Here is a 16,965-nt window from a genome sequence, read left to right as displayed (position 1 = left end):
ATTTTGTTTATAGCATTTATTTAATTCACGGGTAACTCAACATTATCTTCGGGCCCCCATTCATCAACATTGCCGCCCATTCCTCCACCTCCATCAGGATTCGGTGGTGTTTCCGGCTTATCAACCTCAATCTTATCATCAGGCGGTAACTCAATCTCCGGTGGTGGGGTTGGTTTTCCATCTTCCCCTGTTCCAGCATTTTCAAGTGTACCTATTATTTCAGTAACATCAATTGTTGCTTCCTGAACTGTATTATCTGTTTTGATAAATTTCAATATTAATATTATAGCATCTTTCTCACTAGAAGTTTCTCTCTCTGATGTTGACATTCGCGTCGGCATTGTCATTTCCTTTACTTGTTTGAAAGCGGTGAAAGATGCCGTTACCTTATTGTCTCCCTTCCTTACCTCAAAGTAGATAGGTTGTGAGCTACATACTCCACGACCTTTGCCTATACAGTAACAATCGGATAATCCATCAATGCTTCCTACCACTGTTGCAACATACTCCAAACCTTTAGCCTCTACTGCAAAAGAATATTTCTTCACCACAGATTCCAACTTCCAGTCTAAGCGAAGCACTTCTTCACTCTTCTCTATTTTCAGCTCATCTATATTCAACACATACAATGAATCCGGTGACCAAACCATCTTTTCCGTTCCTTCAATCCCTAAACCATTACAGTTTCCCGTATAGGCTTCTATCGTTTCATAAGACTCTTCGCCCCTGATTCGTATAGATTCCGTGTTATAGTTGTAGGCTACTACCGAATACCTCCCCGGAGGAACTTTCATTTCTCCACCTCGTACCGAAAGGTATTTATCTACTTTCCTGCCATCTCCGTTCTTCGGATAAAAAATCACCCGAACTCCCTCCGGCAGTTGATCTGTCACTCCATCCCAATCCAGCTTTATATCTACCCCACTTACGGGATAATCATCCAATATATCGCGACGGCTACATCCAGTTAGCATCAGCAGCGAGGACAAAAGCACAAGAAACCCGTATCTTGTATTTCGCATTACGCCCTCCTATCTCTTTGTTGTTATCAACCATACCAAAGAAACTTTCGCCTTGGTAGGACCAATAAAGTTATAACGCCCACTATTTGTCCATACAATATCTCCCTCATAAGGAGTATATTTTTTATATTCTGTTGTCAAATACCCTATGCCAAGACTGAATTCAAGGGAAAAATGCCGTGCCAATTGCCGTGCATATCCATAAGTCACTCCCGCAGCTCCGTAATACTTACCTTGATAGCCGTCTCCACGCAGCTGGAAGTCATATATCCCGCCTTCAGCATAAAGTCCGATAAAATGTCCGGTCAATCGGTCGCGTTTCTGACGGTTTCCCAGCCAACAACGTCCTTCCATCCCTCCCGAAAGGAGCTGATAGCAGAAATCATGTTTGCTATTCAGCCACCACGGACATTTATATTCAGTATTCAAAGACCACCTCTTGCCCATCGGAATTTCCACTTCTATATTTGGCGCCAATGCCAAATCATATAACAGATTATTCTTCACTGCAAGTACAGTTTGGCTTTTCACCGGCCCTTCTGCCTCCGATATATCGACCTCACAGGCCTGTTTTTTTTCACTTTCTCCCACAGGCTTATCAGGTTGATCTTTCGGAAGCGCCTCTTCCTGCTTTGAAACAAACAACCCGGAGACAGAAGATACCGGTTCAAAAGCCTCTTTACCTAATTTCGAAGTTTCTCCGACAATCGTAATAACCGATCTCCGCAGTTCTGGAAAGATATTGTGAACAATGTATCGGTAAGCAATTCCCCGATTCAATTTTCGCAACAGTTGTTTCCGTTTATTGACATCATTCTTATGATAATCAATCAATATCAGCACTTCTTCCCGATCTGGTAAGTTAGAGTCGGATGCCACCAACTTACGAAACTCCGACCAATCCTCTCCCCCTGAAAAAAAATGAATCTTATCAACACTAACATCCGAATTATACCGTTGTAAGAATTCCTTTATCGAATCATTTCTCCGAGCAGCCAAACTTCTATTATAAGATTCATCACCATCAGGAGAAACAAAAGTTTCCACATTCAGCGCTGTTATATATTTCGTATTTAAATTTCCGAGAAGCAAAGAATCTAAAATTATAATTACCTGATTATTATTCTTATAACTAAGATTCACTTTCGCTTCATTCGCATCAAAATATATCACTGCCCGCCGGATTGTATCATTCGCAACAGCGAAAAATGGAATCGAAGCATACCCACTTTCTGGAAGGCTTAATAAAGCCATAAGAATAGTCAATATATAGATACCATGTTTCATTGTCGTTCGTTTCTGATAACAAATATAGAAGTTAGAAAACAAATCGAATCATACTTTTAGAACAAAAACAAAGGCATGAAAGGTTCTGTGAAACGATTGAAACTATTTTGCAAGTTTTGAGAGTTTAAGGTCAATAATAAACAGAAAAAGGAAGTTCTGACAGGCGGCTTTTCCACATACACATGGATGCCAAGCTTCATCTCCTCTATACAAATCGGGAAATAACTATGATCGGGAGTCGCCAGGAATTTTCTACGAGATATTTTATCCCCACCCAAAAATTTCATTAAAGAAATCATGTATCAAAGTGGGTTTATGAATAGATCACATTTCTATAAGGAGTGTACAAAGCGGATGGGAGTGGCACCTAAAGACTACCGTTTGCATAATAAAAAATAGAAAAGCTACAAAGGTCTCATATACTAGCAGCAATATCATTCCTGATCTGCTGAATTGCAAGAAGCAATCCAGGTAGATGCACTTTTACTATTTTAAAAATTTCTTCGGGGTCAATAGATAAATATTCATGAGAAATAATATTGCGCAGTCCAATGATGCTCCTCCATGGAGTACCGGCATAATTTATCAATAATTCATGATTAGTCAGGTTATCTATATTCTTAACAGTCTCACCTATGGTTTGCAAACGCATACAAGTCGCATCAAAAATATCCATCTTATCAGGAGAAGCTAAGAAATCATTTACAGAAATGACACTACCACATCTTTCTATAGTTGTATTAATACGTTCTTCTACAAAAAGAAGCATATCCAATAGTCAGCATTAGATATAGATTGCATCTTTCTCTATATGATTGCGAAATAAACTACGCATAATTGCGGTTAAAGACACGACATCCACTTTTGCATTAAAACGCTCTTCTAATGACTCTTTTATTTCCATTCGAGTAAAATAATCCGGATCTTGAAGCTTTACACAAATATCAATATCACTATCCTCTTTCTGCTCACCACGAGCCACAGAACCAAAAAGTCCCAACTTTTCAATTCCATATCTCTCCCCAAATTCTTCCTTAAAATTCCGGAGAATAGCGATTATTTCATCTTTTGTTTTCAATTGACACTATTGTTATAATGCAAATATTAAAATTTATATTGGAATTAGCAGATTCTTAATCATATTTTGTAGTATCACTAATTAAAAAAAGATGCACAGGTCATCGAATTTTCATCGATCCCCTGTACACCTGCTACTCTAAATTCTACTTCAAAACATAAATAGCCTAATTATGCTGCCGAATCCATTATTAACAACCATGTTAGTTTTATCCATCAAAAGTACAGAACATAATTACGTAAATAGTTCAGAAGTGCCCAGAACGCCATCATCATTGCCAATACAAACAAAACGACAAGTCCGATTGCCAAAGCAATCCAATGTTGTGAATGATCATCAGAATATTCTTTATGACCATCATTAAACTTGTATATTGTCCGCACTGTCTGCGCTCCTGCCAATAACCCGAACACTCCGGCAAAAATACCATTATGAATATTTCCACCGCCACGAAGTGCCCGCTTATCAATTAAGAATTGAGGCGTCCTGCTCGCTACCACATACAAACCGGTAGCTATTAAAGTAGAAAACATCATACCGACTCCCATCATCCAATACATCAAGATACCCACAATGACACCTAACCAGATTAATTTCTTGGAACCATCAAAATGACGTTCTTCACCACTATTAATCACATCAGTCAATGAATTTAAGCGTTCTATGACATCAGCATCAGTAGGACACATACCGATAACCTGATCAATCAAAAGAACAGATTTCTTAATTTGCTTCATCTTTGTCGGCTTTCTGAATTCATCATCATCTGTTTTTTCAATCACCGTCCAAGTAGCAAATGCCTCATCCATCAGCTTCCACGCCTCCGTTATCTCTTCATCCGTCATTTTCTCCGGCATTCCGGCTGCAAGGCGTTTATTCAACATTCCTTCTACCGTAAAAACCTCTTTATAACGTGCGCCCTTATACCATACAAAAAACATATGCCCCACAATAAATAAAACAACGGCAATATACAAAATCAGTTGGAGAACAGCCAATATCTTTACTCCCAAAGGAACTCCGTCATCCGCCGCAGCATCAGCTATTGCATCAGCTCCACTACCGCTTTTTACAAGTGTCAATCCATTAAAGGCAGCATCTTTTCCGCCTTTATCAAGTCCGGTAAACGACAACTTATCATCCCTATAAACGACTTTGCATTGACCGGAAATCCCGGCATCAACCTCCGGACGTCCACCTACAAAAGAAAGAGTCAGTTCATTCCCGTTCATACTCTCGACGTAAAACTCATAAGTTGCCATCAAAGATTCCCTTCCACCGGGTTCCAGCATATTCACTTCCATAAATCCATTGCATCTGGCATTCTCATTATAAGGATTCAATTGCCAATTACCATCACAATTCAATGTGAACGCAACCTTTAAATCGCCTTCTTTATTTGCTCCTAGCCAGTCACCGCTAAAAACATCTTCCTGCGCAAATGCAGTCATCGAAATAACCATCATTACAATGGCACACAAATACTTTTTAATATTCTTCATAATATAATAAAATTAATATTTCAACACCTTGGCTGCCACATTCTTAAATTGCGACATGGCAAGCCCGATAGAAGCTCCAATATAAGTAGGATCACAAATTATGTACTTCTTTCCGCTTACAGTTATATAATCTCCGTCAATGTTTTCATCAAAACAGACCGCTGTTGCCATGTGATTGGGATATTCCAACAATACAACATCAAGCCCCATAAGAGTACGTACCAAATAAGAGTATAACACAGCACGGTCTTCGCAATCGGAATAAGGATAGTAGAACAGCTCATCCACAAAGAAAGGCTTTTCATAACCAAACTGGTCACCATCTGTCTTATAATCAAAAGCTGTCTGCACGAAATTAATCAGTATATTAGCGGCTTCCGATTGTTTTTTCCCTTGTACGGCAGCTTGCAATGATGGAAGCACCGTCTGTTGTACTTCCTGACTGACAGGAGCTCCCACATAGACAGAAAAGTCACATTGCGGATAATCCTTATAGAAGGAAATAAGTCCCGAATTTACTTTCGAGCAGACTTTGACGGATGGATAAGCTTTCGCTTGCAACGTTTTCTCCACGTAAGTTCCTGAAAAGGGTTGAGGAGCAGTGATATTCATATTTACCGGGTTCTTCGCATTGGCGAAATCACGGTTGTAAGTGTAAATAGAATTAGTTTTATCCGGGGTAGTATCAAACCTGTAATAGTTTACTCCATTCAAAGTAATAAAACAGGTAGCATAAATCATGTTACTCGAAGCATAGAATAAAGTAAGGCGGTTATCCATACGCGCCACCTTAACCCTATATCCCGATTGAGAAAGGAGAAACATTTGCATAAGAGCTATTTCATCGGAATGAGTACTTCCACATAGTTCAGTAGCAACTTTCCTCGTTAACAGCAGATAGCCATAGTCATTCAGGGCATTATCCTTTTTAAAAGCCAGACAGTCGTCTATCAAAGGCTGATAGTTGCTACGCGATAACGTCTCCCATCCGGCAGAAATATCTTTCTCTGCAATCCCTTTTAAAGTGAGCCGGTTCTTCAATGAAGCATTGACAACACAATCTTTACTGTAGAACGAAAACTCTACACCGGAAAGTGAGCGTTTGGCCGGAACGGTTTCTTCAGGCTTCACTTCCGGTTTTATTTCAGGGAGCACCGCAGAATCCTTTTCCGGTTCTACAGCCACATCTTTACCTCCCGGTATAACCGGAACCGGTGTTTTCCCTTTTGAAGGAGAAAATGTCGCACTTGGAGTCACTGTCGGAATGGGGAGTCGGGTCACCTCCCCTACTTTAACCTCTTGCGGTTTTGTTGCCGGCTTCTTATGGTCAAAGCTGACCGGTTTTACAGGCTCTGGTCTTTGAGGACGTACCACCGGCTTCTGCAAATCATACTCTTTCCAGGTTTCTTTCAGGAATTCGGCAAATTCCTTATTCTGTTCGCTCACAAAATCATCAAACTCTTTTTGCTGCTGCTTCACAAAATCGTCAAACTCCTTCATGTCTTTATCTATTTGCGCAAAAAGACTAAACGGCAAACACAATGAAAAAACTACCATAGATAGTATTCGTATCCTATTTTTCCTCATTTCCTTATTATATTTTGTTGTTCTGTTATCTGCCAATCCACACACAGCTTATTATTCCGTATATCTTTGATAAAGGGGAAAATGGACAAGACAGCGACAACCTTCTCCCGATACAAACCACAACCGGAATCAGTGCCGCCATTGAAACGATCGTCCACCTGCTTGACATTTACATCAGAAAACGGATATAACAACAGCGCCTTCACTAAAGAAGACATATAGGCATTCCAAAAGGCATTCCTCATATCCATCTTCTCCAATCCGTCCTGACCTCCGAAACCGGCATCTTCATACCAACAGCCTTCTTGTGAAGAACAAATTTCAACTCCGTTCATATATGAAATTATTTGAGGAGATGACTGTGTTCCCTTAAGCTGAAACCATGACTGGTCTGATTGCTCCCTACAACTATCCGATTCCAACAATAAATTGAATTTCACCTCTTCTTCCTCAACCCTTTCTTTCGTAAACAAAAGCATCAACTCACTAACGAAATGATAAGAAAAATCGCAACTATCATTCGATGGAGTAAAAGATACCTCCAGAAATTTCTCTCCAAATATAGAAGTATATTCATGCTCAATCCGGTAAGAAACATGTTGAACGGGATGTTCGATCACTCCCAGTACAAGCATTTTGTTTCTTTGGTCTTCGTATGTATTACTGGCAGTCTCCATGGTGGAAAAAACGTCCGAGAGAAGTCTCAATTGTACCCCTTGCTGCAATGAATACAGATAAGCCGCTCTTTGCAAAGCAAGCATCCTTGCAGCTTCGGATTTCATACGAGGATCAGATATACCAACTACCCGACCTTTCCGTTGAGAAGCAAACACCCATTCCGGCAAAGTCTCCCGCTGTCCCGGTCTCCAGTCATAAGATTGGTTATAAACTGTATCAACAGGCATTGCCTGTGAAAACACATCAATACCGGGAGACAAAAGCAACTGGATAATAAAAATAACTACCCAATTATATCTTATATCCGACAAATTAAGTTTCATCATTCAATCTTCAAATAGTTGGGTAGTTATTAAAGATAAACAAGCTGCTTATTGGGCGTTTTTACTCATTTCTTCTTCAAATACCTTTTTGAACTTTTCATATTCAAAGTCAATGCGCAATTTGTCATCATTCTTAATACGATTTGCCATAGCATTCATGATTTCCTCTCCTGCCAGTTCAAGAGAGACATATACTTTGTATTTACCATCAGGAGTCTTCATGGTTTTTTCACAAATTACACGCGTACCGCTCAATTCCTGTTCCACTACCGTACGGGTCAATGATTGATAACGACTTTTGCTTTCATCATTTTCATCTTGCTGATAAGAGGAAACATAACTATCGGTTACCGATTTCACTTTTGCATTGATAGCAGTAGCAATTTCAGCCCGGGCCTCCGTCATCGCTTTTTTCTTTGCAATAGACATATCCGTAGAAAGTCCCATCGAACTAGCTCTAAAATACTCTTTGTTCGTTTGAAATTCCGGTCCCGAACAAGGAACATTAATTTCTACGTCCTGTTGCACTGCCGGTTGCTGCACTGTTTGTGTTACAGGTTTTGAACTACCGCAACTTGTCATAACAACAATGGTTAGCAATGCTGTTCCCAATAAATTAATTCTTTTCATTTCAAGTCTTTTTTAATGTTAATATATGATTCATTTCAAGCCTCTCAACTTCACTATATTATTTTTGAAATCCTTCAATTGCAGCAGTGCCATAGATTGCAACTTACTTACCTCAATAACCATCTCCGTAGGCAGATCAGGCACAATGAGCGCAGTGACTCTGCGGTCATTGAACTTAGACCCCAGTTTGAGACTGACAATCGGAGATTCTTCACCTTTTTCGTTTATAACCGTCAGATTTCCACTATATAAGTCCACTTCGCAATCGTCAGCATTTGTATTCACAATCTTAAGATGTATCCTCGATTTGTCTCCCAAAGTTGCAAGTTTGTCAAATTCAACAAAGACACCATCCAACCATTCAACCCGAATTGCCTTTTGATTCTCTGGTTTGGCGGACTTAACCGGAACCAAAGGAGCAGGAATAACTTCCGGCACCACAACAGGGACAGATATAACCGGATCAGCTTCTTTTTCCGGTACGGAAGCACCGACTACCGGAACAGGAACATCCGGCAACATCTTCTGTCTTTCCGGAATCTTTCCGGTTCTGTCGAATGTTATTTTCTTCAATTCACGCGCAAACTCCCGGTTCAACCGTTTTATCAATTCACGCGCCGCCATATTCTTGCCTTGAGAAGCGGACTTATTTTCAGGTACTAATGTCCGTTCATCATTAATAGAATAATTCAATAGGATTTGCCCCGTCCGGTTATTTTCTATTTTAATCCCCAACGTAGAAAAGAATTCGATGAAGTTGTACAGTTCACCCGGAACGGTATTGCCTTTACGACACTTATTATCCAATGTAACGATAATGTCGGCTTCAGAAGGAGATGCAACTACGTTAAAGAAATGATTGTTCAGCAAACTCTTCACAGTTCGTTCCACCGTCTCTATATCGCTCTGCGCACTTCTAACATAAGCAGAAGTCTGTGTCTGCGCCGTGTTGACAGTCAACGTTGCTCCGGGAAGAGAAGAAAGCATTTGTTTGAATAAAGCTGCATAACTTCCCTTCCGGAACAAGCTGAACACATCATCAATTAATGAAATTCCAATTTCCTGCTGTGCCTGTTTAGAAGTAATATTGCGCACATAAAGAGCGGCAACTCCCGATTCGTCGGTGGGAGACATGGAAGACAAATCTCCCGACCCGGAAACAAACTCGGCTTTCAACCGGATATTCCTTAACGGATTTCCATTACGGTAAACACCTATAGCAATAGGCTCCCTTATACCTTGAAACGGCGTGGCTGAAACGGTTGCCGGATTCAGAACAATCGTTATTCCATCAAATACTCCAGCCAAAGCCGCATATAGTTCAGTCGCCAGATTAATTGTCTTTCCTTCGTAAGAACAGAACAACTCCTGATTAAGCACCGGGCGTATAGCCTCCATTCCATTTGAGAATAATTCAATGGCAGTCATTAAATCTCCCTGTTGTAAAGTAATGTGTCCCTTATACCAAAAATCGAAGCCGTTACGGATTGCCTTCTGACGACGTGCTTCCACCAAGGCCGCATAATCATCCTTATTCAGTTCATAATAAACCCAATACTCATTGTCACTTCGCCAGGAATCCACCAGACGAAAGTTCTCTATTTCCGCCCGGGCTTCTGTACGAATACTTTCTGCGAAGGTTTGTTTCACATTACCATCGTCCTCCAACGTATTCAACAAAGAATTGGCGGCAATCACCACTTGAATTTCAGATACAAGGTCAGACAAAGCGTTTTGCTTTGCCTTTTGCTGATAATCCCCTCCCGATATTTCAGCCATTCCTATTCCGATATAATTTAAACCATCAACAGGATGCTGTTTCACCCAGTCAGGACGGTTCGTTTGTTGACCGGAAAGCGGAAAGCAAAACCATGAAATCACAAGAATAAATAAAAGCCAATGTTTCATACGTCCTTGATTTATTGAATAGTCAAATAGATGGTACTTCCATCCACTCTGTGTTCACTATCTATTCCGGAATCATTCAGATAATTAACCAGATTATCCGCAAACGTGATGCAATCCATCGGCAAGCCGTCGCTGTCCTTTGCAGGAATCTGTATCGAATCAAATATCAGACTATCGTCCACAGCACCTTGAATATGGTAGCGTCCTCCCTGAGCATTCTTCCTCACCCAGTTGCGTATATGCGCCGAAAGAGTAGTGCTCCCGTTTATCCGGCTGTTCATCGTATTGACAGCGTTATCAGCAAGACTGACCCGAAGAACTATCGTATTTCCCTGTTGGACTCTCCGGGCAAACTCCTTTGAAATATCTTTCAGAAAACCATCCAAAACATCCTGTGCCGCATACGCACATAGTTTGTCCACATCTGTTGTCCTAAAGCGGTTCGTCCAGCTTTTCCGGCTGGCTAAATCAATTCCTGTAGCGGTCTCACGAGCAGTCATAATCAATGATACCCTACTACCTGAGGTTGCCGATATATCTTTCTGCAAATCAACAATCACATATACATCTGCCCCCGAATTCATCAACAACTGTTTATCATTGGAATCAGCATTCTTACTCTCCCATTCAGAAGCACGCAGAGTACCTGCCTGTTTTCCTTCGGCAGCTACCGTCTTCACACCAAGTTTGACGAATCCTTCTTTTACCGTACTTACCGCTACGCGAAGATCAAAATCATTTTTCAGGATACCGGCATACGAACTCCGGTCATTACTTTTATAAGGAACCACCATAATGGTTGGAAGAGCAACCTGTTGCCGGGTTTCTTCCATCGACATCTCCTCCATGGGCTTTGTCATCAATTTGTTCCGTATCAAATCCTTTTTAAGTGCACCCAGTAAAATTTGGGCCGTAACCGTACCCTTATAAAGTCTGGAAGATTGTCGCACCGGTTCTTCGACCGTCTCATAATTTTTCACAAAAAGCATATAGCGTGAATTGAAAAACTGGTTCATATAGTAAGAGTCTTCTTTCCCAACCAGCGGCCGACCGTTTTCTACTCCGTCAATACCATTCAAGAAGAGAGCGTTGAAAATCGACTTCAATGCCATAGAATATACATCTTTCTTCTTTTCTGCTATTCCGGAGGCTGCGATAACAGCCAAATTATTATCTGCTTTCACGCAAAACAGATCATTGGAGTATAGCTCCTGTGCTGTGAGATGAATAGTATATGTCGCCAGCAGGCTCAAAAGTAGTATTCGTAGTTTCATTTTCTTTTTGCTAGGAGAAAAGTTGATAATTGAAATTGATTATAATGACAAAAAGGTATCTTTCCTCGAAATGATAATCAACTTCCTTTCTTCCTTGGTAGCTCTCATGATTTCTTCCCCACCTTTGCTGACACTGCACAAAGAACGTGTCCCGCTCAACACTTCTTTCACGTTTAAGCGACCGATTTCTTTCAATGACAGTTCACCGGCAATGTCCATCTCTATGTAAACAGTAAACTTCTGTCCTTTCTGTATACCTCTTTTTGTTCCAAGATCAACGTATACAGTTTGTGCTTTATCTTTCTTTGTGCTTTCCACTTGCACAATCGTACCTTGTATCTTAAAATTCTCGTTAACAAAGTCATCCATACTTATTTTGGCATAATCCAACGTTTTAATGATTGCCTCTTCAGGAGTATCTCCTATACTTCCCGTCAACCCTTCATGAGAGAAAGCCTGAGTACCTTTGAGCGTACCATTAGAAGGATCCACAATCTTTAATGTGTAAGAAACACTTCCTTTATAATAGGGCTTTCCTTTACTGTCCGTTTTTTTAATACCCTGCATACTTGTAATATTCCCCTGAATCAGATATTTAGCTCCCAACGTCGTCATAGCCTCGCTTCTGGCAACAACATCTCCCATAGCGGAAGCTTCCTGACGCCGCCTGGCTTCGGTTTTCAATGCTTCATTAGAATCAACGTCAATCAACACGACACGATTCATTTCTTGAATACCTTCAATAATTTTATTACGCAAAGCTTCTGCTAAAATGTTGTTTATACTGCCAGGACGGGAAAAATAATCAATGTAAACGCTTTCTTTTCCATCTTCATTAGTTTGTGCATAACCTAACATCGAAATTAAGCAGATTGAGAACAATAGTAAAATCTTCTTCATGTTTGTTTTTCTTTTATTATTAATGAAATGTTTGTTTTTTAAGTGTTAAGAGTCACTGCGTGTTTCTCCGGTTGCAAAGTTAAGCACACATCAAGATCAATTGTATACACAATATTTACTACAACTATCCATTAAACGCATAGTATTATCCAAATATCAACGAGAAAGGAAAATATAAAAGGAATATTGCAGTATGTACGATAATATGAAGTATTTTTCTCTCATTCAAAATCTTTCCATCATTGTATTTTCTTCAGTTCCTTTGAATAAGTATAAAATAGCATTTGTTATATCCGCTAAAATTGTTACATTTGTCGAATAAAAATTGCTTCCCAACAACAATATACATGGAAACGGATTTAAAAAAGATAGTAGGACATCGGCTGCAAATGCTTCGTATGGAAAAGAATCTTACTCAAGAACAAATGGGAGAAAAGTTGAACCTGTCAACAAGTGCCTATTGTAAGATTGAGTATGGTGAAACCGACCTCACATTAACAAGGCTGAACAAAATAGCAGAAGTGCTAAATATGTCTGCATTGGAGCTATTTAATAAAATAGATGGAAATGTGTATGTCAATAACACAGGTACAATCGGGACAAATATCGGAGTCGCGAAAGATTGTAGCACTGTCCGCATTGAAGCTGCAGAGGATCTCCGTGAACTAATCAAGGCAAACAGCCGGTTTATCGAGATATTGTGCAAACGCATAGAACTTTTAGAGAATAAAGTACTGGTATAGTAACATACTCATAGAATTATTACATTAAGGTAACAATAATGAGAATGCACAGATCACCGATTAGTTATCGATTTTCTGTGCATCACTACTATTTTAAAAACACTTTTAAGACACCCTACTAAAATTCTTTATTAGGTGTAGCTTATACCCTAACTCTTATAAAAGGTTTACGCAAAGATATCACTCCGTAGAATATAACCGATTACATCTCCTTTACGTACATTGGTACCTTGTTGCGCACATATTTCCACCACACGTCCGGTAAATCCGGTCAGAATCTTTTCATATTCTCCCCATGGGGTAGAAAGATAACAAAAGACTTCATCATGCTGATATTTACGTCCGATGAATGGAGCAATGGATGGTCCCTCTACGGAAACTTCCCAAAGTACCTGCCCGTTATCAGGAGCAATGACCGGGTCTGCCTTGGCACGTTTCAATTTCTTAATTTCCTCTTCCGAATATCCGTTCTTTGCCATTGCCGCATCTTTAGCATGTTGTAACTCTTCCTCAAAACGCTTTTTGGCAACCCCGGACTTATAATCACGATACTGGCGATCGTGCATGGCCAGTTCGAAAAGTTCCTCGTCATCCTCTCCATATTCCCAGCCATTTTCATCCATTTCCTTTCGATATTCATCCAAAGCATCCGGATAATTCAACTGCGGGTCGGTATCGACAAATTCATATCCTTTAGATTTCGCCAACTCTACAATCTCCGGTGCGAGCTTACCCGGAAGACGTCCACTTTTACCCAGAATCATATCCCAAGTATGGTTATCTATCATTGTCCAGCGATCTTCCCCTTTTACCTGCTGCATAAGATTCATTAATGCAACATTCTTCACATACTGGCTGAAAGGAGTCACCAAAGGAGGATAACCCAGCTTAGGCCATACATATTCCACTTCATCAAAAAGCATCACAAGCAGATCATCCAGACTAAGTTCCGGCTCATTCTTACTCCTTAATATCATATTGATACCGGAATGTACTCCTTTCAAGTCTGCCATCATGGAACCCATCATACCACCCGGCAAACCACATTTCAGTAGAAGTGAAGACATGTATTTATTGGTAGGATCCATAAAATAACCCAGAAAATCATCAATGAATTCTTGCGTCATAGCACGAGCTTTCATATATGCTTTCATATTTATGTCGGGAACCTGGAAACCTAAATCTTTCAACATAGCCTGCACAGAGATTACGTCCGGATGCACTTTACCCCAAGACATCGGTTCCATAGCCACATCAATGATGTCCGCACCATTTTCGCAAACCTCAAGAATAGAAGCCATAGACAATCCCGGTCCGCTATGACCATGATATTGAATCAATATATCCGGATGTTTCTCCTTGATAGTCCTGACCAATTCTCCTAACATACCCGGACGACCGATACCCGCCATATCCTTCAAGCATATTTCAGGTGCACCGGCCTCAATCAGTTGATCGGCAATTCGGGCATAATACTCAACAGTGTGTACGGGAGAATAGGTGATACACAGAGTTGCCTGCGGAATCATACCTGCTTCCAAAGCATATTTAATAGAAGGAATGATATTTCTTGTTTCGTTCAGTCCACAAAAGATGCGTGTGATGTCCACTCCCTGCGCATGCTTGACTTTATACATCAACTTACGCACATCTGCCGGAACCGGATACATACGCAACGCATTCAATCCGCGATCGAGCATATGCGTTTGAATACCCGCTTCTTTAAAAGGTGCGGTAAAAGCACGGACGGCTTTATTAGGATTTTCACCGTACAACAGATTCACTTGCTCAAAAGCACCGCCATTCGTTTCAACTCTGGCAAAACAGCCCATCTCAATAATCAAAGGAGCGATACGAACAAGCTGATCAACCCGAGGTTGATATTTACCGGAAGATTGCCACATGTCCCGATAAACAAGACTGAATTTAATTTCCTTTTTAATCATAGCCAATAATAAGTGATTTTTTCTTCGGTTAACTTCACATATACAAATATAAAGGTTTAAACTGACATATAGTCAAACAATCACCTTAAAAAATAGATATAAAGAGATGTTTAATATCATAATGCAAGAAAACCACCTCCACATAGATCCATTTACTATAAATAACAAATCAAATTGTTTTATGTTCGCATTTATTCTTTTAAGAATACTAACAAGTCTATTAGTAACAACATTGTTAGTAACAAACTTGTTAGTATTTCAAAGAATCACTATATTTGCCCAATAAGAATAATAAAGAATAGTTATGGAAAAGCCGTTTGTTTTTGGTGTAGCCACTTCCGGAGATAACTTTACAGATCGCGAAAAAGAGACTCAACGTTTACTCCTAAACTTTGCACATGGTGTAAATACAGTGCTTATTTCTCCTAGAAGATGGGGAAAAACATCACTAGTTAAGAAAGTAGCCCAGCTATCACAAGATAGCAAGAGAAAAGTGGTCTACATAGACATTTTTTCCTGTCGCACCGAAAATGAGTTTTATCGTCTCTTTGCCACTTCTATCTTAAAACAAACTTCTTCCAAATGGGAGGAATGGATAGAGAATACTAAACAATTCCTCTCACACATCAATCCCAAAATCTCTATCGGAGCAGATCCGATGAACGATTTCTCTATATCATTCGAGTACAACATGCAAAATAATACGGAGAATGACATCTTACAGTTACCCGAAAAAATTGCAATAGAGAAAGGAATACAGATAGTCATTTGCATTGATGAGTTCCAACAAATTTCGGATTTCGAAGATTCCAAAACGTTTCAGAAAAAGCTACGTAGCGTATGGCAATTACAACAACATGTCTCATATTGTCTTTTCGGAAGTAAAAAGCATTTAATGAACGAACTTTTTGAAAAGAAGAATTTACCATTCTATAAATTTGGAGATGCTATCTATCTCGCAAAAATAGAAACAAAATACTGGATTGAATATATATGCAAACGATTTGAAAATACAGGAAAACACATTTCTCCCGAACTTGCAGAAGAAATCTGCCGCCTTGTAGACAACCATTCGTCTTATGTACAGCAACTTTCCTGGCTACTTTGGATACGTACCATTAATACAGCAACCACAGAACAACTTTCTTATGCATTGGAAGACCTACTCGACCAAAACAATATTCTATTCCAAAGTGAAACAGAAAACCTTTCTGCCTATCAAATGAATTTTCTAAAAGCAATTGTTGATGGAATACACACTAAATTCAGCAGCAAAGAAGTCATTTCAAAATACAATTTAGGAACATCGGCCAATATTGTCCGCTTAAAAAATGCATTACTACAAAAGGAGCTCATAGAGACAAATGGAAAAGAGATAGTTCTTGCAGATCCAGTATTTGGAGTATGGTTTAAAAAAGAAATGCTTTACTGACATATATACAATAAAAGATGCACAGATTGCCGATCATAAATCGATTCTCTGTGCATCACTACTACTCTAAAGACACTTTTAAGACAAAACTAACTAAATTATGGAAGAATATATAATACCGCGCAGAAAACGTATCCCATACGGCATGATGAACTTCGCAGTAATCCGCCGCGACGACTGTTATTATGTGGACAAAACCCGGTTTATCCCCATGATAGAAGAGGCAGACAAGTTTTTCTTCTTTATTCGCCCGTGCCGTTTCGGCAAAAGTCTTACAGTAAATATGTTGCAACATTATTATGATATACTTGCCAAGAATAAGTTCGATGCCCTGTTTGACGACCTTTACATCGGAAAACACCCTACCCCCTGACCGGAACAGGTATTTGGTGCTGTATTTCAACTTCGCCGGAATAGTCGGTGAATTGCACAACTACCGAAAGAGGCTGGATGCGCATTGTGGCACCACCTTTGAGAACTTCTGCAAAATATATGCCGACTATCTGCCACAAGATACGGTGGACGAATTGATAGAAATAATAAAACCCTGGTATGACAACTACTGCTTTACGGAAGAATGTTATGGCGAAACCACCATGTACAACTCAAATATGGTGCTCTACTTCGTCAAGAATTATATTCAACGAGGCAAAGC

At 39.8% G+C, this 16,965-nt stretch carries 15 protein-coding genes and 1 pseudogene; 4 read left to right on the top strand and 12 right to left on the bottom strand.

Translation table 11 applies throughout. From position 1 onward, the window contains the following. Positions 1–20 precede the first annotated feature (20 nt). The gene (locus LPH68_RS11960; RefSeq protein ID WP_229037548.1) at positions 21–1,022 is read right to left on the bottom strand and encodes a DUF5119 domain-containing protein; all 1,002 of its coding nucleotides are present in this window, start codon (positions 1,020–1,022) and stop codon (positions 21–23) included. A 9-nt stretch (positions 1,023–1,031) separates the two neighbouring features. After that, entirely contained in the window at positions 1,032–2,309 is a 1,278-nt protein-coding gene (locus LPH68_RS11955; RefSeq protein WP_055234472.1) for a DUF3575 domain-containing protein, read from the bottom strand. A gap of 297 nt (positions 2,310–2,606) precedes the next feature. Here LPH68_RS11955 and LPH68_RS26840 point away from each other — a divergent pair, with 297 nt between their 5' ends. Continuing rightward, on the top strand, positions 2,607–2,708 hold the full coding sequence (locus LPH68_RS26840) for an AraC family transcriptional regulator (RefSeq protein WP_128859561.1): 102 nt from the start codon (positions 2,607–2,609) through the stop codon (positions 2,706–2,708). A gap of 16 nt (positions 2,709–2,724) precedes the next feature. Here the strand turns inward: LPH68_RS26840 and LPH68_RS11950 are convergent, their stop codons facing one another. The 9 genes from LPH68_RS11950 to LPH68_RS11910 form a co-directional block, all read right to left on the bottom strand. Further along, positions 2,725–3,078, bottom strand: a complete 354-nt coding sequence (locus LPH68_RS11950) for a DUF86 domain-containing protein (RefSeq protein WP_008775271.1) — start codon at positions 3,076–3,078, stop codon at positions 2,725–2,727. A 15-nt stretch (positions 3,079–3,093) separates the two neighbouring features. Next, on the bottom strand, positions 3,094–3,387 hold the full coding sequence (locus tag LPH68_RS11945; RefSeq protein ID WP_004298496.1) for a nucleotidyltransferase family protein: 294 nt from the start codon (positions 3,385–3,387) through the stop codon (positions 3,094–3,096). Between the two features lie 215 nt (positions 3,388–3,602). Next, positions 3,603–4,889 carry a hypothetical protein gene (locus tag LPH68_RS11940; RefSeq protein WP_004298497.1) on the bottom strand — a complete coding sequence of 429 codons (1,287 nt, stop codon included), beginning with the start codon at positions 4,887–4,889 and terminating at the stop codon, positions 3,603–3,605. A 12-nt stretch (positions 4,890–4,901) separates the two neighbouring features. Continuing rightward, a complete protein-coding gene (locus LPH68_RS11935) occupies positions 4,902–6,476 on the bottom strand; it encodes a hypothetical protein (RefSeq protein WP_151922843.1) in 1,575 nt (524 codons plus the stop codon). Beyond that, positions 6,473–7,480 carry a hypothetical protein gene (locus tag LPH68_RS11930; RefSeq protein ID WP_151922842.1) on the bottom strand — a complete coding sequence of 336 codons (1,008 nt, stop codon included), beginning with the start codon at positions 7,478–7,480 and terminating at the stop codon, positions 6,473–6,475. Before LPH68_RS11930 ends, LPH68_RS11935 begins: the two co-directional genes overlap by 4 nt. 45 nt (positions 7,481–7,525) lie before the next feature. Further along, a complete protein-coding gene (locus LPH68_RS11925; protein ID WP_151920888.1) occupies positions 7,526–8,107 on the bottom strand; it encodes an LPP20 family lipoprotein in 582 nt (193 codons plus the stop codon). 30 nt (positions 8,108–8,137) lie between these two features. Then, a complete protein-coding gene (locus tag LPH68_RS11920; RefSeq protein ID WP_151922841.1) occupies positions 8,138–10,015 on the bottom strand; it encodes an LPP20 family lipoprotein in 1,878 nt (625 codons plus the stop codon). Positions 10,016–10,026: 11 nt separating this feature from the next. Continuing rightward, on the bottom strand, positions 10,027–11,289 hold the full coding sequence (locus LPH68_RS11915; RefSeq protein ID WP_151922840.1) for a DUF6175 family protein: 1,263 nt from the start codon (positions 11,287–11,289) through the stop codon (positions 10,027–10,029). 39 nt (positions 11,290–11,328) lie between these two features. Beyond that, complete coding sequence (locus LPH68_RS11910) at positions 11,329–12,189, bottom strand: penicillin-binding protein activator LpoB (RefSeq protein ID WP_151922839.1); 861 nt, start codon at positions 12,187–12,189, stop codon at positions 11,329–11,331. A 347-nt stretch (positions 12,190–12,536) separates the two neighbouring features. On the opposite strand from LPH68_RS11910, the gene LPH68_RS11905 reads away from it, so the two are divergent. Next, positions 12,537–12,932, top strand: coding sequence for a helix-turn-helix domain-containing protein (locus tag LPH68_RS11905; RefSeq protein ID WP_004312261.1), 396 nt, complete (start codon positions 12,537–12,539; stop codon positions 12,930–12,932). 167 nt (positions 12,933–13,099) lie between these two features. Here the strand turns inward: LPH68_RS11905 and LPH68_RS11900 are convergent, their stop codons facing one another. Continuing rightward, complete coding sequence (locus LPH68_RS11900; protein ID WP_192923120.1) at positions 13,100–14,878, bottom strand: oxaloacetate decarboxylase; 1,779 nt, start codon at positions 14,876–14,878, stop codon at positions 13,100–13,102. Between the two features lie 304 nt (positions 14,879–15,182). Here LPH68_RS11900 and LPH68_RS11895 point away from each other — a divergent pair, with 304 nt between their 5' ends. Both LPH68_RS11895 and LPH68_RS11890 read left to right on the top strand, forming a co-directional pair. After that, a complete protein-coding gene (locus tag LPH68_RS11895) occupies positions 15,183–16,310 on the top strand; it encodes an ATP-binding protein (protein WP_004317037.1) in 1,128 nt (375 codons plus the stop codon). A gap of 100 nt (positions 16,311–16,410) precedes the next feature. Beyond that, positions 16,411–16,965: pseudogene (locus LPH68_RS11890) on the top strand (AAA family ATPase); the annotation flags it as partial.

The organism is Bacteroides sp. 1_1_30 (assembly GCF_020982715.1).
GTDB classification, from domain to species: Bacteria; Bacteroidota; Bacteroidia; order Bacteroidales; family Bacteroidaceae; genus Bacteroides; species Bacteroides xylanisolvens.
Note: the sequence above shows the minus strand (reverse complement) of the source record. Positions and strands in the feature narration are given on the sequence as shown.